Source organism: Kitasatospora phosalacinea, from assembly GCF_030268885.1.
GTDB lineage: Bacteria > Actinomycetota > Actinomycetes > Streptomycetales > Streptomycetaceae > Kitasatospora > Kitasatospora phosalacinea_C.
This window is the reverse complement of record NZ_BSSA01000013.1, coordinates 181,788-207,976: the sequence shown is the minus strand read 5'-3', so window position 1 is coordinate 207,976 and position 26,189 is coordinate 181,788. Positions and strand designations below refer to the sequence as shown.

The following is a 26,189-nucleotide window of genomic DNA, read 5'->3' as shown; positions in this document are numbered from 1 at the left end:
CCGTCCACCCCCGAGCCATGGGAGCGCTCCCGTATGACCATGACCGATCCGACCACAGCCGCCCACACCTCGGTGGCGGCCCCCCGGGTGGCCTTCCCGCCCGGCTTCTCCTGGGGCGCGGCCACCGCCGCCTACCAGATCGAGGGCGCGGCCGCCGAGGACGGGCGCACCCCGTCCATCTGGGACACCTTCGCCAGGACCCCCGGCAAGGTCCTGAACGGCGACACCGGCGACGTGGCGGTGGACCACTACCACCGCTTCCGCGAGGACGTCCGGCTGATGGCCGACCTCGGCCTCACCTCGTACCGCTTCTCGCTGTCCTGGCCGCGGATCCAGCCCACCGGCCGCGGCCCGGCCGTCGAGCGCGGCCTCGACTTCTACCGCGCCCTGGTCGACACCCTGCTGGAGCACGGCATCTCGCCGGTCGCCACCCTGTACCACTGGGACCTCCCGCAGGACCTGGAGGAGGCCGGCGGCTGGCCGGTCCGGGAGACCGCGTACCGCTTCGCCGAGTACGCCTCGCTGGCCGCCTCGGCGCTCGGCGACCGCATCCCGGTGTGGACCACGCTCAACGAGCCGTGGTGCAGCGCCTTCCTCGGCTACGGCTCCGGCGTGCACGCCCCCGGCCGCACCGACCCGGCCGACGCGCTGAAGGCCGCCCACCACCTCAACCTCGGCCACGGCCTGGCCGTCGGCGCGCTGCGCGAGGTGCTGCCCGCCTCCGCGAAGATCGCCGTCTCGCTCAACCTGCACCTGGTCCGCCCGCTCACCGACACCGCCGAGGACCGCGAGGCGGCCCGCCGGATCGAGGCGGTCGGCAACCGGATCTGGACCGGCCCGATGTTCAAGGGCGGCTACGACGAGGACCTGAAGGCGGACACCGCCCACATCGTCGACTGGGACGAGCTGGTGCGCCCCGGCGACGAGGCGGAGATCGGCCGTCCGATCGACCTGCTCGGCCTCAACTACTACAACCCGACCGTCGTCTCGGCGCCGAACGGCGACGCGGAGACCGCCGAGGCCGCCCGCAACGACGGCCACGGCGACAGCGAGTTCAGCTGCTGGCCGGGCTCCGAGGACGTGGTCTTCCACCTCGCCAACGACGACGTCACCGCGATGGGCTGGCCGATCGACGCCACCGGCCTGTCCGACTCGCTGGTCGGCATGCACAACGACTTCGGCCTGCCGCTGCTGGTCACCGAGAACGGCGCCGCCTTCGAGGACGTGGTCGGCCCGGACGGCGAGGTCGACGACCCCGAGCGGGTCCGCTACGTCGAACTGCACCTGCAGGCCGTGGCCGACGCGATCGAGGCGGGCGCCGACGTCCGGGGCTACTACCTGTGGTCCTTCCTGGACAACTTCGAGTGGGCGTACGGCTACAGCAAGCGCTTCGGCATCGTCCACGTCGACTACGAGACCCAGCAGCGCACCCCCAAGACCAGCGCCCGCTGGTACGCGGAGGTGATCCGCCGCGGGGGGCTCGCCTGAACTCCCGCACCCCCGCACAGTGTGACGGAGTGTGAGCGACGAGCGTGACCGCGGGGAGTCCCGCTCGTTCTCCCCTGGTGTGCGAACCAACCACGCGAAGCGACCGCGACGTTCGGACACCCCCCGGTACCGGTGGGGGCGGCCCGGAACACTGGCGGCGAGCGGAATGCTCGCCGCCCAGGTGTTGGGGCTCGGACTCGGCGCCGCCGACGCCCGTGCCGCCGACACCGGGCACCCGCCGCAGCCGCCCGGCCGGGCCCTCGGCACCTTCGTCCGGCCGGGCGGCGAGGCCCGTTCCGGCGGTGAGAGCCGCTCCGGCGGTGAGGCCCGCTCCGGCGGTGAGAGCCGCTCCGGCGGCGACGAGGGCGGCCTGCTCAACGGCACGGTCGGCGGTGCCGCCGCCGCCCTCGACGGCCTCGACCCCGCCGATCCCGCCGACCCCGTCGGCGGCGCGGCCGCCACCGGCACCCGGCCGGTGCAGAACCTCGGCGCGACCCTCGGCCACCACCTGGGCACCGGCGAACTCCCGCTCCCCGGCCACCACGCCGACCGCCCCGACGCGTTCTCGCTCGCCGCGGGCCTGCTCTCCGCCGTCCCCGCGCAGCCCCGCCCCGGGGACCCCCCGCGCGCCTCCCGCTCCGACTCCGGGGACGGCCGCGAACCCGGTGCCCCGGCCCCCGTCGCCACCGTCCCGGCCCAGCGCGCCCCCGTCGCCTCCCCCGCCGCCGCCCCCGCGGACGCGCCCCCGGCCGACACCGTCCTCCCCTCCCCCGCCCCGGCCCCCGTCCGCGCCGGGTCCTCCCTCCCGCCCATCCCGTTCGGCAGCCCGCGCCCGCGCCCCGCCGTCCCGCGCCCCGCGCCCGACCGCCTCACCCTCACCGGTGCCCCGACCCGCTCCCCGGGCGAGGACGCCTTCGCCGTCCTCGTCCCGATCGCCGCGGGCCTGCTCCTCACCGCCGCCGCCATGTACAAGCACCGCGGCCTCCCGGGCGGCGGCCACTGACCGGCCCGGTGGAGGCCCGCCCCGGCCCACGGAACGTCGACGCGCCGTCCCGTCCCTCCCCGGGAACACCCACCACCGCGTCGAACTCCTCGACGCCCCGCTGCTGCCCGGCCCGCGCGGCGATCACCGCGGGCCCCGGTCTCAGCCGAAGGTCCTCGGGGGCGGGGTCGGGGAGGGGACGGCGGTGATGTCGGTGGCGGGGGCGGCGCCCGCGGTGAAGTCGGTGAGGTCGCGGCCGTGCAGCAGGCGGGCCTGGGCGGGGTCGGTGGCGAGGCGGCGGGTGAGGTCGGTGAGCGGCAGGGGGGTGTGCGCGGCGAACAGGACGAGGTTGCCGAAGCGCTTGCCGCGCAGCACCGCGGGGTCGGCGACCAGGCAGACCTCGGGGAAGACGGCCAGCAGGGTGGCGGTCTGGGCGCGGGCGAAGGCGAGCGGGCCGCCGTCGGTGAGGTTGGCGGCGTAGTGGCCGGCGCCGGTGAGGGCGCGGGCGGCGTGCCGGGCGAACTCGACGGTGGCGCAGTGCGCGGGGACGCGGGCTCCGGCGAAGACGTCGGCGACGACCAGGTCGGTGGAGTCGTCGGGGGTGCGTTCGAGGACGGCGCGGGCGTCGCCGCCGCGGACCTTGATCTGCCAGCTGCGGTCGAGCGGCAGTTCGGTGCGGACCAGGGCGGTGAGTTCGGTGTCGATCTCGGCGACCTGCTGGCGGGAGCGGGGCCGGGTGGCGGCGGTGTAGCGGGCCAGGGTGAGTGCGCCGCCGCCGAGGTGCAGGGCGGTGAGGGGCTGCCGGGCGGGGGCGGCGAGGTCGATCAGGTGGCCGATCCGGCGCTGGTAGGCGAAGCCGAGGTGGGTGGGGTCGGCGAGGTCGACGAGGGACTGCGGGGCGCCGTCGAGCCGGAGTTCCCAGGCGTGCGGCCGGTCGCGGTCGGGGCGGAGCTCGGCGGTTCCGGAGGCGACGGCGGCGGTGAGCGGGCCTTCGGCGTGCGCGCGGCCGGGGACGGTGGGGGTGGTGCGTGGGCGGCCCATGGCGTCCATTATCGCCGGGCGGCGGGGGACGACGCCCGGGCGCGGGGGGCCGTGGGCACGGTGGGTGACCGGGGCTGCCCGCTGCGGGGTCGGCCGGTCCATCCAGCGAGACGACGCTTGCATGCCAACTCACCGGTCGGGCAAGTTCTCTGACGAATCGTCAGTCGACGCTCGGGACGCGCTCAGAGCGGGCCGAGGCCGCCCGCGGTGAGCGTGGTGGCGGCTTCGCAGAGCGCGGAGCGCAGCACCCAGGCGTCGGTGGGACGGGGGTACGGCTGGGGGCCGGAGGGCGGGATGATCCAGCGCGGGTCGGTGGGCGGGAGCAGCTCGGCCCCCGGCGTACAGGTGGAGCCGGTCAGGTGCCAGCGCAGGGCGGTGCCGGCCGGGACGAGGAAGGCGACGGCGGTGCCGCCCGCGGTCTGCAGGACGGCTCCGCAGGCCCGCCGCAGCCGGAGGATGTCGACCGCCTCCAGCCCGTGCCGGACCTGCACGGTGACGGTGTCGTACTGGACCACGCGGCTGGCCGAGGTGCCCGCGGGCGCGGGGGGCGGCGCGGCGGGGACGGCCGGTCGCCGGTACTGGGGAACTCCGGTGGCCATGGGGGACCTCCTGTCACCTCGGGTCGCGCGGAAACCGGGCGGCGCTCCGTCACCCGGTCGTGCGACGGGAGGCCGGTGCGGGAGGGGGCCCGCACCACCGGTGTCCATGTATCAGGACAACGCGGGACCGGCCGTCCAGGCCACGGCCTCCGATACAGCAAGCCATGGCATTTCATGGCACAAGACGGCAACTCCGTCCGGTTCGTCCGCAATTGACCCGGCAGCTCCCGGCGACCCGCCGTGTTCGGACGGTGACTGCCGGTACTGTCGTGGCGACGCGGCGGCCTCCCCACGGGAGGCGGCGCGACCACCCCGGCACGACCTCGGAGTGCAGCATGGCAGCCACCCGAACCGGCGAGCCCCGTCCGGCCCCCGTCCCCAACCAGGCGATGCGCGAGCTGCGCGGGGGCCTCTCGCCGGGGGAGTTCGCCACCCTGGTCCGCCGGGCCGCCCGGGAGATCGGCGAGCACGTGTCCTGCGACGCGCGCTACGTCGGCCGGGTCGAGTCCGGCGAGATCCGCTGCCCCAACTACGCGTACGAGCGGGTGTTCCGGCACATGTGGCCGGACCGCTCGCTGGCGGAGCTCGGGTTCGCGCCCCGGACGGCGGTCCGCCGCCGGGTGCCGACCACCGATCCGTCCGTCCCGGCGCATCCGCCGGACGCACCGCACCGGTCTGACGAGGAGAACGACGAGGTGCTTCGCCGCACGTTCCTGAACGGCGGTCCCACCGCCGTGGCGGCCGTGCTGGGCCTGGACCAGGCCCCGCCGGCCGCGACCCCGCCGCCCGCGGCGGCGCCCCTGCCGGAGCGCCGCCGGGTCGGTGCCGCCGAGGTGCAGGGGGTCGAGCAGGCGGTCCGCGACATCCGGCTGCTGGACGACGCGCACGGCGCGGACGCCCTGTTCGAGCTGGCCGGGCAGTCGCTGCGCAGCGCCTACGTGCTGCTCAACGACGGCGACTACAGCGCCGCGACCGAACGCCGCCTGCAGTCCGGGGCCGGTGAACTGGCCATCTCGGTGGGCTGGTTGGCGCACGACTCGAACCGGCTGACCGATGCCAGGTCGTTCTACTCGGAGGCGCTGGCCACCGCCCGGATGGCCCGCGACCCGCACCTGGAGGCGCACGTGTTCAGCAACAGCGCCTTCCTGGCCCGGGACGCCGGCCGCCCCCGGGAGGCGCTGCGGGCCGCCCAGGCCGGGCAGGCCGCCGCGGAGGGGCTGGGCTCGGACCGGCTGCTGTCGCTGCTGGTGCTGCGCGAGGCCAGCGGCTGGGCGCTGCTCGGCGACCGCTCGGCCTGCGAGCGGGCGCTGTCCCGGGCGTACGCGCTGTTCGAGCGGGGCGAGCGGCCGGACGCCGACCCGGAGTGGATGTCCTTCTACGGCGAGGCGGAGCTGGCCGGGCAGGAGGCGCAGTGCTGGTCGGCGCTCGGCGACTGGGACCGGGCCAGCGCCCGGGCCGAGCAGGCCATAGGGCTCCAGGAGCCGCACTTCGTGCGCAACCGGGTGCTGTACACCGCCGAGTTGGCGCACGACCGGCTGGGCCGGGGCGACCTGGCGGGCGCGGGCACGCACGGCGCGGCGGCGGTGTCGCTGCTGGGCCAGGTCCGCTCCGCGCGGATCCGCGGCATGCTGGCGCACACCGCGGACCGGCTGCGCGGCCACGCCGCCGTGCCGGAGGTCCGGGAGTTCCTGGAGGGCTACGACGCGGCGGCGGCCTGAGGACCCGTCACGGGGCGGGGTCAGTGCCCCAGCCGCTCCAGGTGGCTGTGGTCGTTCCACACCTCGACCGCGGGCAGCCCGTACTCCCAGGACAGCACGCAGAGCGCGGCGGTGCCGAGCTTGAGCCGCTGGGCGTACTCGGGGGGCAGGCCGAGCCAGCGGGCGGTGAGGATCCGCAGCAGGTGGCCGTGGGCGAACAGGACGACGTCCCGGTCGGCGCAGTGCATGGTGGTGGTGTCGGGGTCGGGGGTGCCGTGCTCCTCGTTGATCCCGGCGAGGAAGGCGTCGACCCGGTCGGAGACCTGGGCCAGCGTCTCGCCGCCGGGGACGCCGTCGCGCCAGATCAGCCAGCCGGGCCGGTCGGTCGCGCGGATGTCGCCGCCGGTGCGGCCCTCGTACTGCCCGTAGTCCCACTCCAGGAGTTCGGGGCGGTCGACGGCGCGGTCGCCGAAGCCGGCGAGTTCGGCGGTCTCCCGGGCGCGGGAGAGCGGGCTGGTGTAGACGGTGGCGCCGGGCAGGCCGTTCCACGGGGCGCGGGCGAGGCGTTCGCCGAGGGCGCGGGCCATGGCGCGGCCCTCCTCGGTGAGCGGGACGTCGGTGCGGCCGGTGTGCCGACCGGTGGCCGACCAGGAGGTCTCGCCGTGGCGGACCAGCACGATGCGGGCGGGCATGGGGGGTTACCTCGTTCGAAGGGGTGCGTGGCGGTCCCCCGGCGGGGCCGTCCTCCCCATGATCCCCCACCCGGTGCCCCGCTTCGACGACCGGGCTCCGCTTTGTCGCCGTCGGATGCGAGACTGGGCCGCACCATGAACGTCTCGCACCTGGGGCAGGCCTCCCCGCCGCTGCGGCGGCTCTCCGAGTTGCGCGGCCCGGCGCCGCAGCGCAGCCTCGACGCCCGTGCCCTCGCCGCCCTCGCCGCCAATCCGGGCTGCCGCCGCCGCGCCCTGCTGGACGCCGCGGGCGTCGACAAGACCGCGCTGGCCCAGCAGTTGGGCCGTCCCGCGCCGTTCGGCCAGTCGCCGTTCGCGATCCGCCGCGGCCTGCAGTTCGAGTCCCGGCTCAAGCGGGACGGGTACGCGGTGCTGCTGGCCCCGCTGCGCCGCCGCCTGGGCCTGCCGGAGGACGAGGTCGCCTCGCTCGCCGTGCCGGACCTGCTGCCCGCCGCCTCCCCCGCGGTGCGCGCGGAGCGGACGGCCGCGGTGCTGGCCGAGGCCGCCGCCGACCCGGCCGGCTGGACGCTGCTGGACCACCCGATGCTGCGGCTGGAGGTGGCGGGCAGCCCGGCCTACCTGGAGCCGGACGCGGTGGTGGTGCACGCCGGGCGGTGCACCGTGGTGGAGATCAAGTCCTTCCCGGTGCTGGACGGTTCGGCCGATCCGGCGAACGTCGGGGCGGCCGCCCGGCAGGCCGCGGTGTACGTGCTGGCGCTGCAGGAGGCGGCGGCCCGGCTGGCCGGCCGCCCGCTGTCGGCGGGCCCGTACGCCGTCCAGGAGCTGCCCGGTGCGCCGGAGTTGACGGTGCTGCTGGTCTGCCCGAAGGACTTCTCCTCCCAGCCGGTCGCCGTCCCGGTCGACGTGCGGCGCGAACTGGCGGTGACCCGGCGGCAGTTGTCCCGGATGACGCGGATCGACCAGCTGCTCGCGGCGCTGCCCGAGGGCGTGACCTTCGACCTGGCGCGGGACGCCTCGGGCGCGCCGACGCGTCCGGCCGGGGAGCTGGCGGCGGCGGTCGCCGCGGTGCCCGCCGCGTACGCCCCGGAGTGCATCTCCACCTGCGAGCTGGGCTTCCACTGCCGGGCGCAGGCGCGCTGCGCGGGCGGGGTGGAGCAGTTGGGCCGCGGGGTGCGCGGCGAGCTGGGTTCGCTGCGCACCGTCGAGGAGGCGCTGGCGGCCGCCGAGCAGGGCGGCGGGGGCGGGCCGGAGCTGGACGAGGCCGCCGAGCGGCTGGCGTACGCGGCCCGGCTGCGGGCCGGGGCGCTGGCCGCCGGGGGCGTGCGGTGAGCCTGCTGTCGACGCTGGCCCGGCTGGAGGCGGTGCGGGCGCAGCGGGCGCAGCCGCTGGCCACGGTGCGGCACCGGCACCTGTCGGAGCGTCCGATGGTGCTGGTGCCGCTGGCGGCCGCCGGCGAGTCGGGGGCGCCGCTGGCGGTGCTGCTGGGCACCGACCGGGAGTCGCCCCGGCTGCACTTCGTGCCGCAGCCGCTGAACCGCACCCAGCGTTCGGAGTTCCTGGCGGCGGTGGCCCGCGAGGTGGTGCCGTACCTGGCGTCGTTCGGGGACGAGGTGGAGCTGCTGGAGGGCTCCGAGAAGGACCCGGTGAGCGGCGAGAAGGTGCCGGTGGTGCGGGAGTTGTGCGCGGACGCGCCGCAGCTGATCGTGCCGAACGCGGGCGGCGTCTCGCACCTGGCCCTGCTGGGCCGCTCCACCCGGTTCCGCCGGACGGTGGAGGACCCCGATCCGGGCGAGTACCCGTCGCCGACCGAAGTCCCGTTGCTGGGGCGGTGGCTGACGCACCTGACGGACCGGGCGCAGGTGCCCGGCTCCTCGATGCTGCTGGCGATGACCGGCCTGCTGTCGCGGCACTGGGCGACCGGGCAGAGCAACCTGGAGGACCAGCACCTGGCGGCCCGGCTGGCCTGGCACCTGCCGCCCGCCGGGTTCGAGCCGCCGGGCACCGGCGCGGCGGCCGCCGAGTGGGTGGAGTCGGCGCGGGACGGCGACGGCCTGCTGCTGCACCCGCCGGCCGGTCCGGCCACCGATCCGAAGTTCGACGAGCGGGTGCTGGCCCCGGCGATCCTGCGGCACGACGCGGCGGTGGCGGTGCGCGAGCGGGCCGAGGCGGCCCGGGACGCCGCGGAGGTCCGCCGGGCGGCGGGCCTGGTCGAGCAGGCGCACGCCGAGCTGGCCCGGGTGCTGCTGTCGGTGACGCTGCCGACCTGGCACGACGTCTGGCACGGCCTCGACCTGCTGCGCGCCCTGCCCGCGGCCGGGCACCTGCCGGACCGCTGGGAGGGCGACCGCTGGTCGTTCACCATGCACCGGGACCGGGTCGCGGCGGGCGAGCCCCCGCAGCCGCGCCGGGACGACGCGGTGACGGCGGCCCGCAAGCTGGCCCAGCGGGAGCGCGAGCAGGCGAGGCTGGAGATCCAGGAGGCGCTGGACGACCCGCTGGCGATGGCGGAGCGCCGCCTCGCGGGCGAGGCGTTCGCGGGCGAGGTGGTGGAGGTCGTCCCGGAGTGGTCCGCGGGGCGCTCCCCCAAGCCGCGCCCGCTGCTGGTGGTGCGCACCGACGACCGTCCGCACGCCGACCCGGGCCGCGAGGTGCACCGGGCGCACGCGGAGCCCGCCCAGCGGGCCGAGGTCGTCTCGGCGGCGCCGGGCGAGGTGGTGGTGCGGCTGCTGTCCGGCATGGGCCGCCGCAAGGACCCGGAGCCGGGCAGCGTCCCGGAGCCCGGCACGGCCGTGGTGTTCACGCTGTTCGAGCTGGCGCCCCGGCAGTCCGCGCCGCTGCCGGAGCCCGCCGACACCCCGTGGACGCACGGCGGTCCCCCGGTGGCCGTCGAGGACGTGCCGGTCGGTGCGGACGAGTGGGAATGACCGACGGCATGGATCTCTCTGGAGCAGCGGTGACCGACCCCGAAGGCGCCTTCCCCGACCCCGCCCTCGCCCCGGGCGAGGCCGCCGACCGGGCGGTCGCGGGCATCCTCGACGCGGTGGTGCGCCCGGTGCCCGGCGCGCCGCGCGGCGTGGTGGTGGACTCCCCGCCGGGCGCGGGCAAGTCGACGCTGGTGGTGCGGGCGGCCCGCGAGCTGGTGGACGCGGGCGAGCGGCTGATGATCGTCGCCCAGACCAACAGCCAGGTCGACGACCTGGTCGACCGGCTGGCGTCCAAGGCCCCGGGGATGAGCATCGGGCGGCTGCACGCGAGCGACTCCCGGCCCGCGCCGGAGGCCCTGCGGCACGCCAACGTCACCGCCAAGGACAAGGTCGCCGACCTGCTGGAGCAGGACGTGGTGATCTCCACCGCGGCGAAGTGGCAGTGGGTGAAGACCGAGCAGCCCTGGCGGCAGGCCATCGTCGACGAGGCGTACCAGATGCGCTCGGACGCGCTGCTGGCCGTCGCCCGGCTCTTCGAGCGGGCGCTGTTCGTCGGCGACCCGGGCCAGCTCGACCCGTTCACCGTGGTCGGCACCGACCAGTGGGCGGGCCTGTCCTACGACCCGTCCTCCTCCGCGGTGGTCACCCTGCTCGCCCACAACCCGGCGATCCGCCCGCACCGGCTCCCGGTCTCCTGGCGGCTGCCCGCCTCGGCCGCGCCGCTGGTCTCCGACGCCTTCTACCCGTACACCCCGTTCCGCGCGGGCACCGGCCCGGACGACCGCGTCCTGCGGCCGGGGCTGCGCGGCGACGGGTCGGCGGTGGACGCGGCGATCGACGAGGCGGCGGCCGGCGGCTGGGCGCTGCTGGAGCTCCCGGCCCGGCACACCGTCCGCACCGACACCCAGGCGGTCGCCGCGGTGGCCGCCACCGTCCGCCGCCTGCTGGACCGCGAGCTGACCGCGCACTCCGAGCAGGGCTCGACCCCGCTCACCGCGGGCCGGGTCGCCGTCGGGACGGCGCACCGCGACCAGGCCGCCGCGGTGCGGGCCGAGCTGGCCCGGCTGGGCGTCCCGGTCGACCCGGCGGCCGGGGAGGCGGTGACGGTGGACACCGCGAACCGGCTGCAGGGCCGCGAGTACGACGTCACGGTCGTCCTGCACCCGCTCTCCGGGCGCCCCGACGCGACGGCCTTCCACCTGGAGACCGGCCGCCTGTGCGTGCTGGCCTCCCGCCACCGCCACGCCTGCATCGTGGTCGCCCGCGCGGGCATCGCCGAGCTCCTCGACGACCACCCCGCCACCGACCCCGTCCAACTCGGCGTCGCCGTCAAGTTCCCCGACGGCTGGGAGGCCAACCACGCGGTCCTCTCCCACCTCGCCGAGCACCGCGTGCGCCTCTAGGAGAGCGCCGTCAGGGGCTCGGGGAACGGCGAGTCCGTGCTGCTGGCGGCCGGAGCCCATCGGAGTGTCCGTGCTGCTTCGGGCCGCGGCAACAGCACCCGAAGCCCATGGCACGCACGAGCAGTGAACCGTCAGCAGCCCCGAGCCCGCCGCTCCCCGGGCCCCTGATGGCACAACCCGTGCGGGGCGCGCAGCGCGGGGTGCGCGCCCCCGGCGGGGAATAGCGCTCGCGGGCGCACCGTTCCGGTTCTGACGGTTCGCGCGCGACAATGGACGGCGGCCGTCCTTCCCCTCGCACTCCCGGAGGTGCCCCGTCATGCCCGACTCGCATCCGCAGGCGTCCGACCAGGGTGGTTCGTCGATTCCGGCGGTCGTCCCCCCGGTGCCGGGCCCGGCCCGGCGGATCCGGCCGGTCGAGCTGCTCTTCGAGCCGGCCGGGGCGGAGCCGGAGCCGGAGCGGTTCTTCGACCTGGAGTCGATCGACGACCCGTCCGAACTGCTGGCGCGTTCCACCCAGTTGGCCCTGGCGTTCCGGGCCGCGGCGGAGCGGGCGACGGACTTCCAGGCGCTCGCGGCCGCGCAGCTCGCCGATCCGCGCCGGTTCGACGCGCTCTCGGCGGAGCAGATCGCCGACCGGGCGGACTGGACGCCGGACTACGCGCTGAAGATGGTCGAGTACGGCCGCTCGCTGCAGCGCCGCGGCCCGGAGGAGTAGGCCCCGTCAGGCCCCTGGCATATGCGGCGGGCGATGGTACGCCCACACCCCCTCCGCTGTCCGGCGAACGCCGTTTTCTCCGCGGCCGGTCCGGCCACCGGTCCACCCTGACCGGGTGGACATCTGGACCTATCAATCCGTGGAGTACGTCAGCGTCGCCGGGGAGGCGTGGCTCGCCTCCGCCAGCGAGTACCCGAGCAGCATGCGCGCCCTGTGGGAGGCCCGCCCGTGGGCGCCCGCGATCCTCCCGTGCGGCCGGGTGTTCGACGTGATCAGCCTGCCGGCGGTGTTCGGCCGCCGGGTGCTGGACGAGCTGTGGACCTCCGGCCCGGGGTGCGGACCGGTCGCCACCTACCGGGGCCGGACGCTGCTGTTCGTGCAGCCGGGGGCGGCGGCCCGGCTGCGGACGCTGCTGGCCTGGGAGGAGTGGGCCCGGGACGTGCCGCCGCTGCTGTGCCACGGCCGGGGGGACGCGATCACGGTGCCGCCGGTGCAGCGGGCGGTGGACGAGCCGGAGAGCGCGTCCAGCCGGTGGATCGTGGCGCCGGACACCAGCGAGCCGTGGCTGCCGGGGGCGTCGGTGGTGCTGTGGGCGTGCGTCCGGGCGGCCCGCGGGCGGGCCCGGGAGGGCGGCGACCGGGTGTCGAACGCGCGCTGAACGGCGGGTGCCGCCCCGGTGGGAATCGATTTTGGCTGCGGCCCCGGCCGCTGCTACAGTCTTCCACGTCAGCAGGCGCCGCTAGCTCAGTTGGTTAGAGCAGCTGACTCTTAATCAGCGGGTCCGGGGTTCGAGTCCCTGGCGGCGCACCGACAGCGAGAGGCCCCCCTTCACCGGGGGGCCTCTCGCGTTGTTGCGGCACGCCCCTGGAACACCCCCGGAACACCCCCGGCGCTCCCCCGGAGCGCACGTAAAGGGCTGCTAATGTCCGCTGCATGGCGTCCGACGACCTCCACTCCGACTGGGCCGCCTGGTTCGACGCGGAGCTCGCCGAGGCCGAGGCGGCCGCCCTGCGCGCCCACCGGCAGGAGCGGCGGAGGCGGGGCCTGCTCCGCGCGCTGGCCTGGGCGGGCGCGGTGACGCTGGCGGCCGTGCTCGGTTTCGGGCTGGTGTACACGGCGCAGCACGGTCCGCCGCCGCGCCCGGCGGTGACCGCCTCGCCCACGCCCGCGGGCTAGCTCAGCAGGACCACCGCGAGCCGGCGCGGCCCGTGCACGCCCTTGACCCGGATCATCTCGATGTCGGCGGTGGCGGACGGCCCGCTGACGAAGGTGAGCGGCCGGGCGGGGTCGAGCCGGGCGAGGGCGCCGGGCAGCGCGGAGCGCACCTGTTCGGCCCGGACCACGCAGACGTGCAGGTCGGGCAGCAGGGTCGCGGCGCGGCGGCCCTGGCCGGGCCCGCCGTCGAGGACCAGGGTGCCGGAGTCGGCGACGGCGGCCGCGCAGCCCGTCAGCACGGCGTCGGTGGCGTCGAGTTCGGCCTTCCCGAGCGGCGGCCGGTCGGTGCGCACCCGCCCGTCCCAGTCGGCGGTCCACTCGGCGGGCACTCCGTCGGGGACGACCAGGCTGCGGGCGCCCTGTGCGGCCAGGACGCGGGCGACGGCGGGCCCGGGCCGGTCGGTGCGCAGCACCTCGGCCCCGTACTCCTCCAGCCGTTCGACGAACAGCGCGAGCACCGCCTCCCGGTCGTCGGGGTCGAGGCCGGGGGCGTGGCGCAGGTAGTGGCGGGGCGGTTCGGGGGCGGGCGGGACGGCGGCGGCGCGGATCCGGCGGAGGATCTCCTCGCGGGCGGCGGTCATGCGCGTTCTCCTTCGTTCCGCTTCCACCAGCTGCGGAAGGACTCCCTGGGGACGTCGGGCAGGGCCCGGTTGTCGGTCCAGCCGGGGACGGGGGTGCGGGCGGGCAGCAGCGGCCCGACGAGTCCGGCGCCCTTGACGGCGGCCTTCCAGGCCGCGGGGCGGGCCATCACCGCACCGACGGCGCCCAGCGCGGCGCGTTCGACCGGGTGCTTCCCGCCGTCGGCGACCTGGGCGCGCAGGTCGAGCAGCACGTCGGTGAACCGGATCCGCACGGGGCAGACCTCGTTGCAGGCGCCGCACAGGGTGGAGGCGTACGGCAGGGAGGCGGTCTGCTCCTCGTCGAGGCCCTTGAGCAGCGGGTTGAGGATCGCCCCGATCGGCCCGGGGTAGACGGAGCCGTAGGCGTGGCCGCCGGTGCGCCGGTAGACGGGGCAGGTGTTCATGCAGGCGCCGCAGCGGATGCAGCGCAGGGCCTGGCGGCCGACCGGGTCGGCGAGGGCGCGGGTGCGGCCGTTGTCGACCAGGACGAGGTGGAAGGCGCGCGGGCCGTCGCCGTCAGTGGTGCCGGTCCAGGTGCTGGTGTAGGGGGACATCCGTTCGCCGGTGGCGTTGCGGGCCAGCAGTTGGAGGAAGACCTCCAGGTCGGCCCAGGTGGGGACGGTCTTCTCGATGCCGACGACGGAGATCAGGGTGTCGGCGAGGGTGAGGCACATCCGGCCGTTGCCCTCGGACTCGACGACGACCAGGGTGCCGGTCTCGGCGACCACGAAGTTGGCGCCGGAGACGGCGACCTTGGCGCCGAGGAACTTCTCCCGCAGGTGGAGCCGGGCGGCGTCGGCGAGTTCGGCCGGGTCGTCGGTGAGCCCCTCGGGGGCGGGACGGCCGTGGCGGCCCATCTCGCGGACGAAGATGTCGCGGATCTCGGTGCGGTTGCGGTGCAGCGCGGGGACGACCACGTGCGAGGGCAGGTCGTCGCCGAGTTGGACGATGGCGGCGGCGAGGTCGGTCTCGCGGGCGCTGATCCCGGCGGCTTCGAGGGCGGCGTCGAGGCCGATCTCCTCGGTGAGCATCGACTTGACCTTGACGACCTCGCGTTCGCCGGTGGCCCGGACCAGGTCGGTGACGATCCGGTTGGCCTCGGCGGCGTCGCGCGCCCAGTGGACGGTGCCGCCGGCCGCGGTGACCTTCTCCTCGACCTGCAGCAGGTACTGCTCCAGCCCGGCCAGCACCTGGTCCTTGATCGCGGCGGCGCTGTCGCGCAGCTGCTCCCAGTCGGGGCGTTCGGCGGCGAGCAGGGCCCGCTTGCCGCGGATGGTGCCGGTGGCCCGGCCGAGGTTCTCGCGCAACTGCCGGTTGCCGACCTCGCGTTCGGCGGCCTCGGGGAAGGCGGGCCAGCCGAGGAAGGACCTGGTCATCGGGCGGCCTCCACGACGGGGACGCCGGGCAGCGGCCCGTCCTGCTCGGTGCGGGCGAGGATCTCGGCGAGGTGCAGGGTGCGCACCCGGTGGCCGTCCCTGGTGAGGCGGCCGCCGATGTTCATCAGGCAGGAGCTGTCGACGGCGGCGAGCACGTGCGCGCCGGTCTCCAGGACGTGCCGGGCCTTGTCGCCGTTCATCGCGCCGGAGACCGCCGGGTTCTTCACCGCGAAGGTGCCGCCGAAGCCGCAGCACTCCTCGGCGGCGGGCAGTTCGACGTAGTCGATCCCGGCGACGGCGCGCAGCAGCCGGTGCGGCCGCTCGCCGAGGCCGGTGGCCCGCAGGCTGTGGCAGGTGGGGTGGTAGGTGACCCGGTGCGGGAAGTGCGCGCCGACCTGTTCGACGCCCAGCCGGTCGGTCAGGTACCGGGTCAGCTCGACGACCCTGGGCGCGAGTTCGGCGACCGCCCGGGCCAGCCCCCGGTCCCCGGCGGCCTCGGCGGCGAGCGGGTACGCCTCGACGGGCGTTCCGGCGCAGGAGGCGGACGGGACGACGATCTCCTCGTAGTCGGCGAAGGTGTCGACGAAGTGCCGGGCGAGCCTGGCGGTCTCCTTGCGGTAGCCGGTGTTGAAGTGCATCTGCCCGCAGCAGCTCTGGGCGGCGGGGAAGTCGACCTCGACGCCGAGGCGGCGCAGCAGGGTGACGGTGGCGCGGCCGGCGCCGGGGAAGAGGGTGTCGTTCAGGCAGGTGACGAACAGGGCGGTGCGGGGGCGCGGTGGGTTCGGGGGCATGACCGCATCATAGATGCAAGCTTAGATGCAAGGTGGGGTGCGTGACAGAATGACCGGGTGACGACCGACGCCCTCCCCGCCGCCGACCGGGCCTACCAGCACGTCCGCACCCGCCTGCTGGACGGCAGCTGGCCCGGCGGCACGCTGCTCTCCGAGGGCGTCGTCGCCAGCGAGCTGGGCCTGTCCCGCACGCCCGTCCGGGAGGCGTTCCTGCGCCTGCAGTCCGAGGGCTTCCTGCGCCTGTACCCCAAGCGCGGCGCCCAGGTCGTCCCGATCGCCCCGGGCGAGGCCCGCGACGTCCTCGCCGCCCGGGTGCTGTTCGAGCGCGCCGCGATCGACGCCCTCGCCGCCCGCGGCCCCGCCGCGCTGACGGCGGCCGCCGCGGAGCTGCTCGCCGCCTGCGAGCACCGCGACCCGCACCCGGTCGAGGCCGGCCGCCACTTCCACCTCACGCTGCTGCGCGCCGCCGGGAACCCCGTCCTGACCTCGCTGTACGAGGCGCTCTGGGACCGCCAGATACGCGTCTCCGCCGCCGCGACGGCGACCGCCGCCAACGCGGAGCGCGACCACGCCGAGCACCTGGCCCTGGCCCGCGCCCTCGCCGTCCCCGACCCGGCCGCCGCCCGCGACCTGGTCACCGCCCACGCCGACTCCCTGCTGGCGCGGGTCACCTGAGGAACGCGCGAGGGGCCGGAGGCGGCGCACCGCCTCCGGCCCCTGCTCCGTGCGCACCCCGCCGGACGGCTACTCCCGCCCGCGCAGCTCCCGGTAGCGGCCGACCAGGTTGGCGGTCGAGGCGTCCAGCGCCTCCGTGCCCTCCCCGGTGAGCAGGACCGGCTCGATCTTCTTGGCGAGGACCTTGCCGAGCTCGACGCCCCACTGGTCGAAGGAGTCGATGTTCCAGACCGCGCCCTGGACGAACACCTTGTGCTCGTAGAGGGCGATCAGCTGGCCGAGGACGTGCGGGGTCAGCTCGGTGGCCAGGATCGTGGTGGTCGGGTGGTTGCCGCGGAAGGTCTTGTGCGGGACGAGCTCGGCGGGCACGCCCTCCGCCGCGACCTCCTCGGCGGTCTTGCCGAAGGCCAGCGCCTGGGTCTGGGCGAAGAAGTTCGCCATCAGCAGGTCGTGCTGGGCGACCAGCGCGGGCTGCAGGTCGGCGACCGGCCTGGCGAAGCCGAGGAAGTCGGCGGGGATCAGCTTGGTGCCCTGGTGCAGCAGCTGGTAGTACGCGTGCTGGCCGTTGGTGCCGGGGGTGCCCCACACCACGGGGCCGGTCTGCCAGTCGACGGGGTTGCCCTCGCGGTCGACGGACTTGCCGTTGGACTCCATGTCGAGCTGCTGCAGGTACGCGGTGAACTTCGACAGGTAGTGCGAGTACGGGAGCACGGCGTGCGCCTGGGCGTCGAAGAACGCGCCGTACCAGACCCCGAGCAGGCCGAGCAGCAGCGGGACGTTCTGCTCGGCGGGGGCGGTGCGGAAGTGCTCGTCGACGAGGTGGAAGCCGTCCAGCATCTCCCGGAAGCGCTCGGCGCCGATCGCGATCATCAGCGAGAGGCCGATCGCGGAGTCGTAGGAGTAGCGGCCGCCCACCCAGTCCCAGAACTCGAACATGTTGGCGGTGTCGATGCCGAAGTCGGCGACGCCCTGCGCGTTGGTGGACAGCGCCACGAAGTGCTTGGCGACGGCCTCGTCCCCGGCGCCGAGCTGCTCCAGCAGCCAACCGCGGGCGACGACCGCGTTGGTGACGGTCTCGATGGTGGTGAAGGTCTTGGAGGCGACGATGAACAGCGTCTCGGCGGCGTCCAGGTCGCGGACGGCCTCGTGCAGGTCGGCGCCGTCGACGTTGGAGACGAAGCGGACCGTCAGGTCGCGGTCGGTGTAGGAGCGCAGCACCTCGTAGGCCATCGCGGGGCCGAGGTCGGAGCCGCCGATGCCGATGTTGACGACGTTGCGGATCCGCTTGCCGGTGTGGCCGGTCCACTCGCCGGAGCGGATCCGCTCGGAGAAGGCGGCCATCCTGTCGAGGACGGCGTGCACGGCGGGCACCACGTTCTCGCCGTCGACCTCGATGACGGCGTCCCGGGGGGCGCGCAGCGCGGTGTGCAGGACGGCCCGGTCCTCGGTGGTGTTGATCTTCTCGCCGCGGAACATCGCGTCGCGCAGCTCGGCCACGCCGGTCGCGGCGGCGAGTTCGCGCAGCAGCTCCAGGGTGCGGTCGGTGACCAGGTGCTTGGAGTAGTCGACGAGGAGGTCGCCGACCTGCAGGGTGTAGCGCGTGCCGCGCTCGGGGTCGGCGGCGAACAGTCCGCGCAGGTGCTGTTCGCCCAGTTCCGCCCGGTGCTTCCCCAGCGCGGCCCACTGCGGGGTGCGGTCCAACGGGGTCCGGCCGTTGGCGGGGGTGTCCGACATCGGTTGCTCCTAGCGTCATACGGGTGCTGGTACCGGCAGGGTTCCGACGGGAGGGTCGCGCCGGGCCCGGCGGGTACGTGTGCGTGTGCCGGCTCCGTCGACGGCCTTGCCCGCCCCAACCCTATGCCCTGCGGCGGGCCCGGCAGGGCGGCACCACGAGGGGTCGACGGGACGTCACTTCCGGGCCGACTGGAGGTCGAGCGCACGCAGTACCCGGTCGGCGACCTCGGGGTCGGCCCCGGCCTCGCCGCGGGCGACCAGCACCTCCCGGCGGGAGGCGGCGATCATCTCCTGCTCGACGGCGAAGGCCTGCCGCCACTGCTTGCCGCGGCGCTTCGCCTCCAGCGCCTCCTCCTCCTCGTACTTCTCCGGGCAGAGCCGGGCGAGGCGGTCGTGCTGGCGCTCGCGCAGCCGCTCGGTGATCTCGGGCGGGAGCTGGTCCTCCTCCTCCAGCTCGGCGAGCCGGTGCAGTCCGGCCTTCGCGGCGCGCCACCACAGCTCGCGGACGGCCCGCTCGTGCTCGTCGTGGGCGTCGTCCAGGCGGAGCAGCCGGACCACGTACGGCAGGGTGAGGCCCTGGACGACCAGGGTGAACAGGACGACGCTGAACGCGATGAAGACGATCTCGCTGCGGGCCGGGAAGGGCAGCCCGTCGTGCAGGGCGAGCGGGAGGCCGAGGGCGAGGGCGACGGTGGCCACCCCGCGCATGCCGGACCACCACAGGACGACGGTCTCCCGCCAGCTGATCGGGGTGTCCTCCTCGCCGTGGGTGACCCGCTTCGAGATCCAGGCGGCGGGCAGCAGCCACAGCAGGCGCAGCAGCACCACCACGGCGAGGACGGTCGCGGTGTCGCCGATCATGGTGTGCCAGGTGTCCTTGACGTCCTGGACGACGGTGGACAGCTCCAGGCCGATCAGGCCGAACGCGACGCCGGTGATCAGGGTCTCGACGATCTCCCAGAACGCGTTGCCGACCAGCCGGTAGGAGACCTCGTCGGCGTCGGAGGCCCGGTCGGCGAGGTAGAGCGCGCAGACCACGACGGCCAGCACGCCGGAGCCGTGCGCCTCCTCGGCCAGCACGTACGCGGCGAACGGGACGAGCAGGTTCAGCGCGACCTGCTGGGTCGGGTCGTCCAGGAACCCGGCGATCTTCGCGTTCAGCCAGCCCAGCCCGACGCCGACCGCCACCGCGACCACCGCGGAGAGCAGGAAGCGCTCCACCGCGCGGCCCACCGACAGGTCGCCGTCGACCACGGCCTCGACGGCCAGCGAGTAGATGACGATCGCGGTGACGTCGTTGAACAGCCCCTCGCTCTCCAGCACCGCGGTCAGCCGGCGGGGCAGCCCGACCTCGCCCGCCACCGCGACCGCGGCCACCGGGTCCGGCGGGGAGACCAGCGCGCCCAGCGCGACCGCGGCGGCCAGCGGCGCGGCGGGCACCAGCCAGCTGAACACGCCCGCCACCGCGGTGGTGGTGACCACCACCAGGGCGACGGCCAGCAGCAGGATGGAGCGGATGTTGGCCTTGAAGTAGCGGACCGAGGAGCGGCGGGCCACCGCGAAGATCAACGGGGGCAGCACCAGCGGCAGGATGAACTCGGGATTGATCTGGACGTTGGGGATCTGCGGGACGACCGCGAAGACCAGGCCGACCATGGTCATCAGCACCGGCTGCGGGATCCTGGTCCGGCGGGCCAGCGGCATCGTGACGACCGAGGCGAGCAGCACCAGGAAGAGCAGGGTCAGCTGGCCCACGGTGGTTCCTCTCGGCGGGTGCGGGGTGCGCCGGCTTCAGCATACGTCCGCGCCCGGCCGGGCCGATTGTGTGTTTCGGGCGCTGACCAGGTAATGTTCTCTCCGTCAGCACGCGCCGCTAGCTCAGTTGGTTAGAGCAGCTGACTCTTAATCAGCGGGTCCGGGGTTCGAGTCCCTGGCGGCGCACCGACAGGTCGAAGGCCTCCCTCCGGGGAGGCCTTCGGCGTTTCCGGTCCTCTCACGCCTCGTGCAGTTCGTTGACGCACAGCACGTTGCCGTCCGGGTCCTTGAACCAGGCGGCCCGCATGCCGTCGGCCTCGGCGACCCCGTCCACGGTCTTCAGCCCGGGCAGGTCGTACTCCTCGAACACCACGCCGCGACCGCGCAGTTCGGCCACTTCGGCGTCCAGGTCGGCGACCTTCCAACTGGCCAGGGTGTGCTCGGCGTGTCCGCCGTACGGGGTCTCGTACATCCCGAACTCGGTGCTGCCGCAGCGGAAGACCACCTCTTCGGCGCTCTCCCGGGCGACGGTGAGCCCGAGCGTGTCGTGGTAGTACCGCTTGGCCCGTTCGAGGTCGGTCACCGGGATCACCGCGAGCAGGGGTGCGTCTGCCAGCATCGCCATCACCTCCTTCCTCCCCAGGCTAGGCGCGCCCTCCCCGCCGGTCGAACAGCGGCGGTCCGGCGCGGCTGCCACCCCACGACGACCGGAGCCGGTCACCCCCCGCGGGGGGGGTGACCGGCTCCGCCGTCACTGCCGTGGCAGCTCTCAGCCGAAGTAGCTGTGGAAGTTCTTCGAGAACTCGTTGTTGTTGTAGTTGTCCCAGTTGATCGACCAGGTCATCAGCCCGCGCAGGTTCGGCTGCTTGCCGGCCCGCGGGGTGTAGGAGCCGCAGCCGGTGCCCTTGGTGAGGCAGTCGAGCGCCTGGTTGACCACCGCCGGGGCGACGTAGCCGTTGCCCGCGTAGGTGTTGGCGGGCATGCCGATCGCGACCTGCGAGGGCTTGAGCGCCGGGAACACGTTGTTGGCGTTGCCGGCCACCGGGAAGCCGGAGAGCAGCATGTCGGTCATCGCGATGTGGAAGTCCGCGCCGCCCATGTTGTGGTACTGGTTGTCGAGGCCCATGATCGAGCCCGAGTTGTAGTCCTGGACGTGCAGCAGGGTCAGGTCGTCGCGCAGGGCGTAGATGACCGGCAGGAAGGCGCCGGCCCGCGGGTCCTGGCCGCCCCAGGGGCCCGAGCCGTAGTACTGGTAGCCGAGCTGGACGAAGAAGGTCTCCGGCGCCATGGTGAGCTGGAACTTCGCGCCGTACTTGGCCTTGAGGGTCTTGACCGCGGAGATCAGGTTGGTGATCACCGGGGTGGTCGGGTTCTTGAAGTCGTTGTCGCCGGTGTTGAGCGACAGCGAGTGGCCCTCGAAGTCGATGTCGAGGCCGTCCAGGCCCCACTTGTCGATGATCGCGGAGACCGAGTTGACGAAGTTGTCGCGGGCGGCGGTGGTGGTGAGCTGCACCTCGCCGTTCTGGCCGCCGATCGACAGCAGGACCTTCTTGCCCTTGGCCTGCTTGGCGGCGATGGCCGCCTTGAAGTCGGCGTCGGACTCGACGCCCGGGCACTCGGTGACCGGGCAGCGGTTGAAGTGGATGGTGCCGGAGGTGACGGAGTCCGGCTCGCCGAAGGCCAGGTCGATGATGTCCCAGCTGTCGGGGACGTCGGCCATCTTCAGGTACCCGGCGCCGTTGGCGAAGCTGGCGTGCAGGTAGCCGACCAGGGCGTGGCTGCCCGCGGGCGGCGGGCTGGTGGGCGGCACCGAGGTGGACGGGCTGGTGGACGGGCTGGCCGAGGTCGACGGCGAGGTCGAGGGCGACGCGGAGGCGGACGCCGAGGCCGAGGGCGAGGCCGAGCGGGAGGGGCTGGCGCTGGCGGAGGGGGAGGCGGGCGCGCCGGGGCCGTCCAGCGAGATGTCGTCCGCGTAGTAGGTGCCCTGGCCGTACCAGCCGTGGGTGAACACGGTGGCGGAGGTCTGGGTGGCGGTGGTGGTGAAGCTGACCGAGAGCTTCTGGTACGCGCCGCCGGTGCTCGGCGTCCAGGTCGAGGCGCCGCCGTTGACGCCGAGGTAGACGTAGGCGCCGTTGACGTACGCGCTGAGGGTGTACGTGGTGTTGGGGGCGACCGCGACGGTCTGGGTGCACTGGGCGGTGTCGGCCGCGGACGCGGCGCCCGCGAGCGCGTAGCTGCCGGTGTGGGCGTGGCCGGTGACCACGGAGCCGGTGGCGCCGGTGCAGGTCCAGGGGTTCAGTGCGTTGGTCTCGAAACCGCCGTTGACCAGGAACTCGCCTGCCGAGGCCGATCCGGCCAGGCCGAAGCTGAGCGCGACGGCGCCCGCGGCGGCGACCGCCCAGGCCGTTCCGGCGGCGAGCAGCCGCTTCTTCCGGGGAGTGTGCATGTGGGGATGCTCCTGCCTCTGTGGGGGGACGCCCTCCTCCGTCCGCCGGGCTGTGGGGTTCCCGGCCGGGGCGTGCCGCCGCACCGGCACCCACCCAGGGAGTTGGACTAGACCACTGAAGCGGCTGCGGCTCCTCCCTGTCAATGGACGGGAGAGCACGGTTCACTGAGCCGCCGTCAGCCGCTCCCACAGCGCGTCGAAGTCCTCGGCCACCACCCGCCAGCCGTCGGCGGCGAGGAACAGCACCCGGGGCGGGGAGGTCCGGAAGTCCAGCGCGATCGGCAGGTCGGCGCCCAGGGAGCCGATCAGCCGGACCCGCTCCGGGTCGACGCCGATCCCCGGCTCGATCCACAGCGGGCGCAGTTCCGGGTCCGCCGCCTCGCGCTTCAGGGCCGCCGTGTCCTCGGCGACCTCCTCCGGCCCGAACAGGTCGAAGCGGTACCCCGCCGGCTCGTCGAACACCTCCGCCACCCGCGGCCCGTACGCCGGCACCGCCAGCTCTCCCGCCCAGATCCGCCGCAGCCGCTCCGGTGCCTCCACCGCGTTCCCCTCCCGCTGGTCACGGGGCCGCGTTTGCGGGCCCCGGCCGCCGATCGAACCATGGAAGGGTGTCCGGATACCTGCGCTACCCCCATGTCCGCGGCGGCCTGCTCGCCTTCACCGCCGAGGACGACGCCTGGGTGGCGCCGCTGGCGCCGGACGGCTCGGTGGGCCGGGCCTGGCGGGTGAGCGCGGACCGGACCAGGGTCAGCCACCCGCGGCTGTCGCCGGACGGCGAGGTGCTGGCGTGGACCAGCTGGTTCGCGCTGACGCCCGAGGTGTTCACCGCGCCGGTGGGCGGCGGGGAGGCGGTCCGGCTGACGTACTGGGGCAGCCAGGACACCCGGGTGCGCGGCTGGCTGCCGAACGGGGACGTGCTGGCGGTGACCTCGTACCACGAGCCGTTCGCGCACTACGCCTGGGCGTGGGAGCTGCCGCCGGACGGCGCGCCGGGGCGGCGGATGCCGTGGGGGCCGGTCGCGGACGCCCAGGTCGGCGAGGGGCGCACGGTGCTGCTGACCGACGCGGCGCCGCACGAGCCCGCGTTCTGGAAGCGCTACCGCGGCGGCGCGACCGGACGGCTGTGGGTGGACCACGACCTGCTGCTGCCCGGCCTGCCCGGGCACCTGGCCTCGCCGATGCCGGTGGCGTCCGCCGAGGGCACCCGGATCGCGTTCCTCTCCGACCACGAGGGCGTCGGCAACCTGTACTCCGTCCGCCCGGACGGCACCGGCCTGCGCCGCCACACCGACCACGCCTCGTACTACGCCCGGGAGGCCGCCACCGACGGCGTCCGGGTGGTGTACCAGCACGCGGGCGACCTGTGGCTGCTCGACTCGCTGGACGCCCCCGCGCCGCGCCGGCTGGACGTCCCGCTGGGCGGCGCCCGGGCCGGGCGGCGGCCGTACCAGGTCAGCGCCGCCAACAACGTCAAGGACCTGGCCTGCGACGCCACCGGCCGGGCCGGGGTGCTGAACGTGCGCGGCTCGCTGTACTGGCTCACCCACCGCGACGGCCCGGCCCGGGTGCTGGCCGACACGCCGGGCGTGCGCTGCCGGCTGCCGCTGGTGCTCGGCTACGGCAACCAGGCCGCCTGGGTCACCGACGCCGACGGCGAGGACGCGATCGAGATCGCCGCGCTGCCCGGCAAGGACGCCGCGGACGAGCACCCCCCGCACCGGCGGATCGCGGGCGGCCGGATCGGCCGGGTCCAGGAACTGGCCGCCGCCCCGGACGGCGGGCGCCTGGCCGTGGCCTGCTCGGACGGGCGGCTGCTGCTGGTCGACACCGCCGACGGCGCCGTCACCGAGGTCACCGCCTCCCGCTTCGGCCCGGTCTCCAGCCCGTCCTTCTCGCCCGACTCGCGCTGGCTGACCTGGTCCGAACCGGTCGCGGGCCGCTCGCTGCGGGCGATCCGGCTGGCCCGCACCGCCCGGCCCGGGGAGAAGGTCGACGTCACCTCCGGCCGCTTCGAGGACGAGCACCCGGTGTTCACCCGGGACGGCCGCTTCCTGGTGTTCCTGTCCTGGCGCGGCTTCGACCCCGTCCACGACGTGCACACCGGCGACCTGTCCTTCCCGCTCGGCTGCCGCCCCTACCTCGTCCCGCTCGCCGCCGGGACGCCGTCCCCGTTCGCCTCCCCCGCCGAGGGCCGCCCGCCGGTCGGCCTCGACCCCGAGGAGGCCACCGGCGACGGGACGGTGCACGTCGACGAGGCGGGCATCGGCAAGCGGCTCGTGCCCTTCCCGGTGATCGCCTCCAAGTACTCGGCGACCGCGGCGGTGCGCGGCGGCGTGGTGTGGCTGCGCTGGCCGATCTCCGGCGCCCTCGGCCAGACCTTCGCCAACCCCGAGGACACCTCCGGCCGCCCCGCCCTGGAGTACTTCGACCTCGCCCGCGGCCGCCGCACCACCCTGGTCGAACAGCTCGACGGCTTCGCGGTCTCCGCCGACGGCTCCGCGGTCTCGGTGTTCTCCGCCGGGGCGCTCAAGCTCTACCCGCTCGCCGCCCCCGGCGCCCCCGTCCCCGTCGACCTGCGCCGCATCACCCACACCGTGCACCCGGCCGCCGAGTGGCGGCAGTCCTACGCCGAGGCCGCCCGGATCGTCGCCGACCAGTTCTGGGACGAGGGCATGTGCGGCCTCGACTGGCCCGCCCTCACCGCCCAGTACGCCCCGCTGCTGGAGCGGATCGCCTCCCCCGACGACTTCGCCGACCTGCTGCGCGAGCTCCTCGGCGAACTCGGCACCTCGCACGCCTACGTCACCCCCGCCCGCCGCGGCGAGGGCCCCGCCCTCGCCCAGCAGCCCCTCGGCCTGCTCGGCGCCAACGCCCACCGCGACGTGGACGGCCGCTGGCTGGTCGACCGCATCCTGCCCGGCGAGTCCTCCGACCCCAAGGCCCGCGCCCCGCTGGCCGGGCACGGCCTGCACGACGGCGACGAACTCCTCGCCGTCGACGGCCGCCCGCCCGACCCCGTCCGCGGCCCCGCCCCGCTGCTCGCCGGGACCGGCGGCACCACCGTCGAACTCACCGTCCGCCACGAGGGCCGGGTGCGGCGCCTCGCCGTCACCCCGCTCACCGACGAGCGGCCCATCCGCTACCAGGACTGGGTCGCCAAACGGCGGCACCTGGTACGGGAGTTCAGCGGCGGCGACTGCGGCTACCTGCACATCCCCGACCTCGGCGGCTCCGGCTGGGCCCAGTTCAACCGCGACCTGCGCTCCGAACTCGCCCGCCCCGCCCTCGTCCTGGACGTCCGGGGCAACGCGGGCGGCAACGTCTCCGAACTCGTCCTGGAGAAGCTCCACCGCCGCGTCCTCGCCTGGGACTTCACCCGCGGCCGACAACCCGTCCGCTGGCCCCGCGACGCGCCCCGCGGCCCGGTCGTCGCCCTCGCCGACCACGCCACCAGCTCCGACGGCGACGTCATCATCACCGCCATCAAGGCGCTCGACCTCGGCCCCGTCGTCGGCACCCGCACCTGGGGCGGCGTGGTCGGCATGACCGGCCGCCACGCCCTCGGCGACGGCACCCAGATCTCCGTCCCCAAGAACGCCAGCTGGTTCACCGGCGGCATCGGCTTCTCCGTCGAGAACCGCGGCGTCGACCCCGACGTCGAGGTCGTCCGCACCCCCCGCGACTGGGCCCGCGGCGACCACACCGACCTCGCCGCCGCCGTCGACCTCGCCCTCACCCTCCTCGCCACCACCCCCGCCGCCACACCCCCGCCCCCCGACACCCCCCGCCCCGACCTGCGCCGCCCCCCGCTACCGCCCCGGCCCTGAGCCCTCCCACGACCCGCTGCACGGAGCCAGCGACGGGAACACCGCGGAGCAAGAGGCCGGAAGAGACCACTGCGCAGGCCAGGAAGCAACGGAGCAGCCCCCACCGCTGCCCTGGCCCCCGCTGCACCGACCAGAGCGGCAACCCGCGCAGCGGGGAAAGCACCACGCAGCGGAGAAAGCACCGCGCAGCGGAAAACCCCGCGCAGCGG

General features: G+C 75.2%; 22 protein-coding genes and 2 tRNA genes. 13 read left to right on the top strand and 11 right to left on the bottom strand.

Annotated features, from left to right (window positions below):
- Nucleotides 1-33 precede the first annotated feature (33 nt).
- Both QSK52_RS20470 and QSK52_RS20465 read left to right on the top strand, forming a co-directional pair.
- Complete coding sequence (locus tag QSK52_RS20470) at nt 34-1,488, top strand: GH1 family beta-glucosidase (RefSeq protein ID WP_435053300.1); 1,455 nt, start codon at nt 34-36, stop codon at nt 1,486-1,488.
- Nucleotides 1,489-1,654: 166 nt separating this feature from the next.
- Nucleotides 1,655-2,491, top strand: coding sequence for a hypothetical protein (locus tag QSK52_RS20465; RefSeq protein WP_285737542.1), 837 nt, complete (start codon nt 1,655-1,657; stop codon nt 2,489-2,491).
- Between the two features lie 141 nt (nt 2,492-2,632).
- Here QSK52_RS20465 and QSK52_RS20460 read toward each other — a convergent pair whose 3' ends face one another.
- A complete protein-coding gene (locus tag QSK52_RS20460; protein ID WP_285737541.1) occupies nt 2,633-3,511 on the bottom strand; it encodes a spermidine synthase in 879 nt (292 codons plus the stop codon).
- Nucleotides 3,512-3,693: 182 nt separating this feature from the next.
- Nucleotides 3,694-4,110 carry a hypothetical protein gene (locus QSK52_RS20455; RefSeq protein ID WP_285737540.1) on the bottom strand — a complete coding sequence of 139 codons (417 nt, stop codon included), beginning with the start codon at nt 4,108-4,110 and terminating at the stop codon, nt 3,694-3,696.
- Nucleotides 4,111-4,445: 335 nt separating this feature from the next.
- Here QSK52_RS20455 and QSK52_RS20450 point away from each other — a divergent pair, with 335 nt between their 5' ends.
- The gene (locus QSK52_RS20450; RefSeq protein WP_285737539.1) at nt 4,446-5,828 is read left to right on the top strand and encodes a tetratricopeptide repeat protein; all 1,383 of its coding nucleotides are present in this window, start codon (nt 4,446-4,448) and stop codon (nt 5,826-5,828) included.
- A 20-nt stretch (nt 5,829-5,848) separates the two neighbouring features.
- Here the strand turns inward: QSK52_RS20450 and QSK52_RS20445 are convergent, their stop codons facing one another.
- On the bottom strand, nt 5,849-6,499 hold the full coding sequence (locus QSK52_RS20445) for a histidine phosphatase family protein (RefSeq protein WP_285737538.1): 651 nt from the start codon (nt 6,497-6,499) through the stop codon (nt 5,849-5,851).
- 135 nt (nt 6,500-6,634) lie between these two features.
- On the opposite strand from QSK52_RS20445, the gene QSK52_RS20440 reads away from it, so the two are divergent.
- The 7 genes from QSK52_RS20440 (at nt 6,635) to QSK52_RS20410 (ending at nt 12,717) form a co-directional block, all read left to right on the top strand.
- Entirely contained in the window at nt 6,635-7,828 is a 1,194-nt protein-coding gene (locus QSK52_RS20440) for a hypothetical protein (protein ID WP_285737537.1), read from the top strand.
- Nucleotides 7,825-9,423, top strand: coding sequence for a hypothetical protein (locus tag QSK52_RS20435; RefSeq protein WP_285737536.1), 1,599 nt, complete (start codon nt 7,825-7,827; stop codon nt 9,421-9,423). Before QSK52_RS20440 ends, QSK52_RS20435 begins: the two co-directional genes overlap by 4 nt.
- 8 nt (nt 9,424-9,431) lie before the next feature.
- Nucleotides 9,432-10,826, top strand: a complete 1,395-nt coding sequence (locus QSK52_RS20430; protein ID WP_435053299.1) for an AAA domain-containing protein — start codon at nt 9,432-9,434, stop codon at nt 10,824-10,826.
- Nucleotides 10,827-11,142: 316 nt separating this feature from the next.
- A complete protein-coding gene (locus QSK52_RS20425) occupies nt 11,143-11,541 on the top strand; it encodes a hypothetical protein (protein WP_285737534.1) in 399 nt (132 codons plus the stop codon).
- Between the two features lie 115 nt (nt 11,542-11,656).
- On the top strand, nt 11,657-12,199 hold the full coding sequence (locus QSK52_RS20420; RefSeq protein WP_285737533.1) for a bifunctional DNA primase/polymerase: 543 nt from the start codon (nt 11,657-11,659) through the stop codon (nt 12,197-12,199).
- A gap of 75 nt (nt 12,200-12,274) precedes the next feature.
- Nucleotides 12,275-12,348, top strand: a tRNA-Lys gene (locus QSK52_RS20415).
- A gap of 126 nt (nt 12,349-12,474) precedes the next feature.
- Nucleotides 12,475-12,717, top strand: a complete 243-nt coding sequence (locus tag QSK52_RS20410; RefSeq protein WP_285737532.1) for a hypothetical protein — start codon at nt 12,475-12,477, stop codon at nt 12,715-12,717.
- Here the strand turns inward: QSK52_RS20410 and QSK52_RS20405 are convergent.
- From QSK52_RS20405 to QSK52_RS20395, 3 genes are read right to left on the bottom strand one after another with little or no spacing between them, the layout of a single operon-like run.
- Entirely contained in the window at nt 12,714-13,337 is a 624-nt protein-coding gene (locus QSK52_RS20405; protein WP_285737531.1) for a LutC/YkgG family protein, read from the bottom strand. The two genes, QSK52_RS20410 and QSK52_RS20405, sit on opposite strands and share 4 nt — an antisense overlap.
- A complete protein-coding gene (locus tag QSK52_RS20400; RefSeq protein WP_285737530.1) occupies nt 13,334-14,752 on the bottom strand; it encodes a lactate utilization protein B in 1,419 nt (472 codons plus the stop codon). Before QSK52_RS20400 ends, QSK52_RS20405 begins: the two co-directional genes overlap by 4 nt.
- The gene (locus tag QSK52_RS20395; RefSeq protein WP_285737529.1) at nt 14,749-15,543 is read right to left on the bottom strand and encodes a (Fe-S)-binding protein; all 795 of its coding nucleotides are present in this window, start codon (nt 15,541-15,543) and stop codon (nt 14,749-14,751) included. Before QSK52_RS20395 ends, QSK52_RS20400 begins: the two co-directional genes overlap by 4 nt.
- Before the next feature lie 57 nt (nt 15,544-15,600).
- Between QSK52_RS20395 and QSK52_RS20390 the strand changes: the two genes are divergently transcribed.
- The gene (locus QSK52_RS20390) at nt 15,601-16,218 is read left to right on the top strand and encodes a GntR family transcriptional regulator (protein ID WP_285737528.1); all 618 of its coding nucleotides are present in this window, start codon (nt 15,601-15,603) and stop codon (nt 16,216-16,218) included.
- A 69-nt stretch (nt 16,219-16,287) separates the two neighbouring features.
- On the opposite strand, the gene pgi is transcribed toward QSK52_RS20390, so the two are convergent.
- The gene (gene pgi / locus QSK52_RS20385; protein WP_285737527.1) at nt 16,288-17,952 is read right to left on the bottom strand and encodes a glucose-6-phosphate isomerase; all 1,665 of its coding nucleotides are present in this window, start codon (nt 17,950-17,952) and stop codon (nt 16,288-16,290) included.
- Nucleotides 17,953-18,126: 174 nt separating this feature from the next.
- Complete coding sequence (locus QSK52_RS20380) at nt 18,127-19,707, bottom strand: Na+/H+ antiporter (protein WP_285737526.1); 1,581 nt, start codon at nt 19,705-19,707, stop codon at nt 18,127-18,129.
- A gap of 112 nt (nt 19,708-19,819) precedes the next feature.
- On the opposite strand from QSK52_RS20380, the gene QSK52_RS20375 reads away from it, so the two are divergent.
- Nucleotides 19,820-19,893, top strand: a tRNA-Lys gene (locus tag QSK52_RS20375).
- Nucleotides 19,894-19,945: 52 nt separating this feature from the next.
- Here QSK52_RS20375 and QSK52_RS20370 read toward each other — a convergent pair.
- The 3 genes from QSK52_RS20370 to QSK52_RS20360 form a co-directional block, all read right to left on the bottom strand.
- On the bottom strand, nt 19,946-20,332 hold the full coding sequence (locus QSK52_RS20370; RefSeq protein WP_285737525.1) for a VOC family protein: 387 nt from the start codon (nt 20,330-20,332) through the stop codon (nt 19,946-19,948).
- Nucleotides 20,333-20,476: 144 nt separating this feature from the next.
- Nucleotides 20,477-22,153: a chitinase gene (locus QSK52_RS20365; RefSeq protein ID WP_285737524.1), complete on the bottom strand. Its 1,677-nt coding sequence runs from the start codon at nt 22,151-22,153 to the stop codon at nt 20,477-20,479.
- A gap of 162 nt (nt 22,154-22,315) precedes the next feature.
- Nucleotides 22,316-22,693, bottom strand: coding sequence for a hypothetical protein (locus QSK52_RS20360; RefSeq protein WP_285737523.1), 378 nt, complete (start codon nt 22,691-22,693; stop codon nt 22,316-22,318).
- A gap of 68 nt (nt 22,694-22,761) precedes the next feature.
- Here QSK52_RS20360 and QSK52_RS20355 point away from each other — a divergent pair, with 68 nt between their 5' ends.
- The gene (locus QSK52_RS20355) at nt 22,762-25,980 is read left to right on the top strand and encodes a S41 family peptidase (RefSeq protein WP_285737522.1); all 3,219 of its coding nucleotides are present in this window, start codon (nt 22,762-22,764) and stop codon (nt 25,978-25,980) included.
- Nucleotides 25,981-26,189 lie beyond the last annotated feature (209 nt).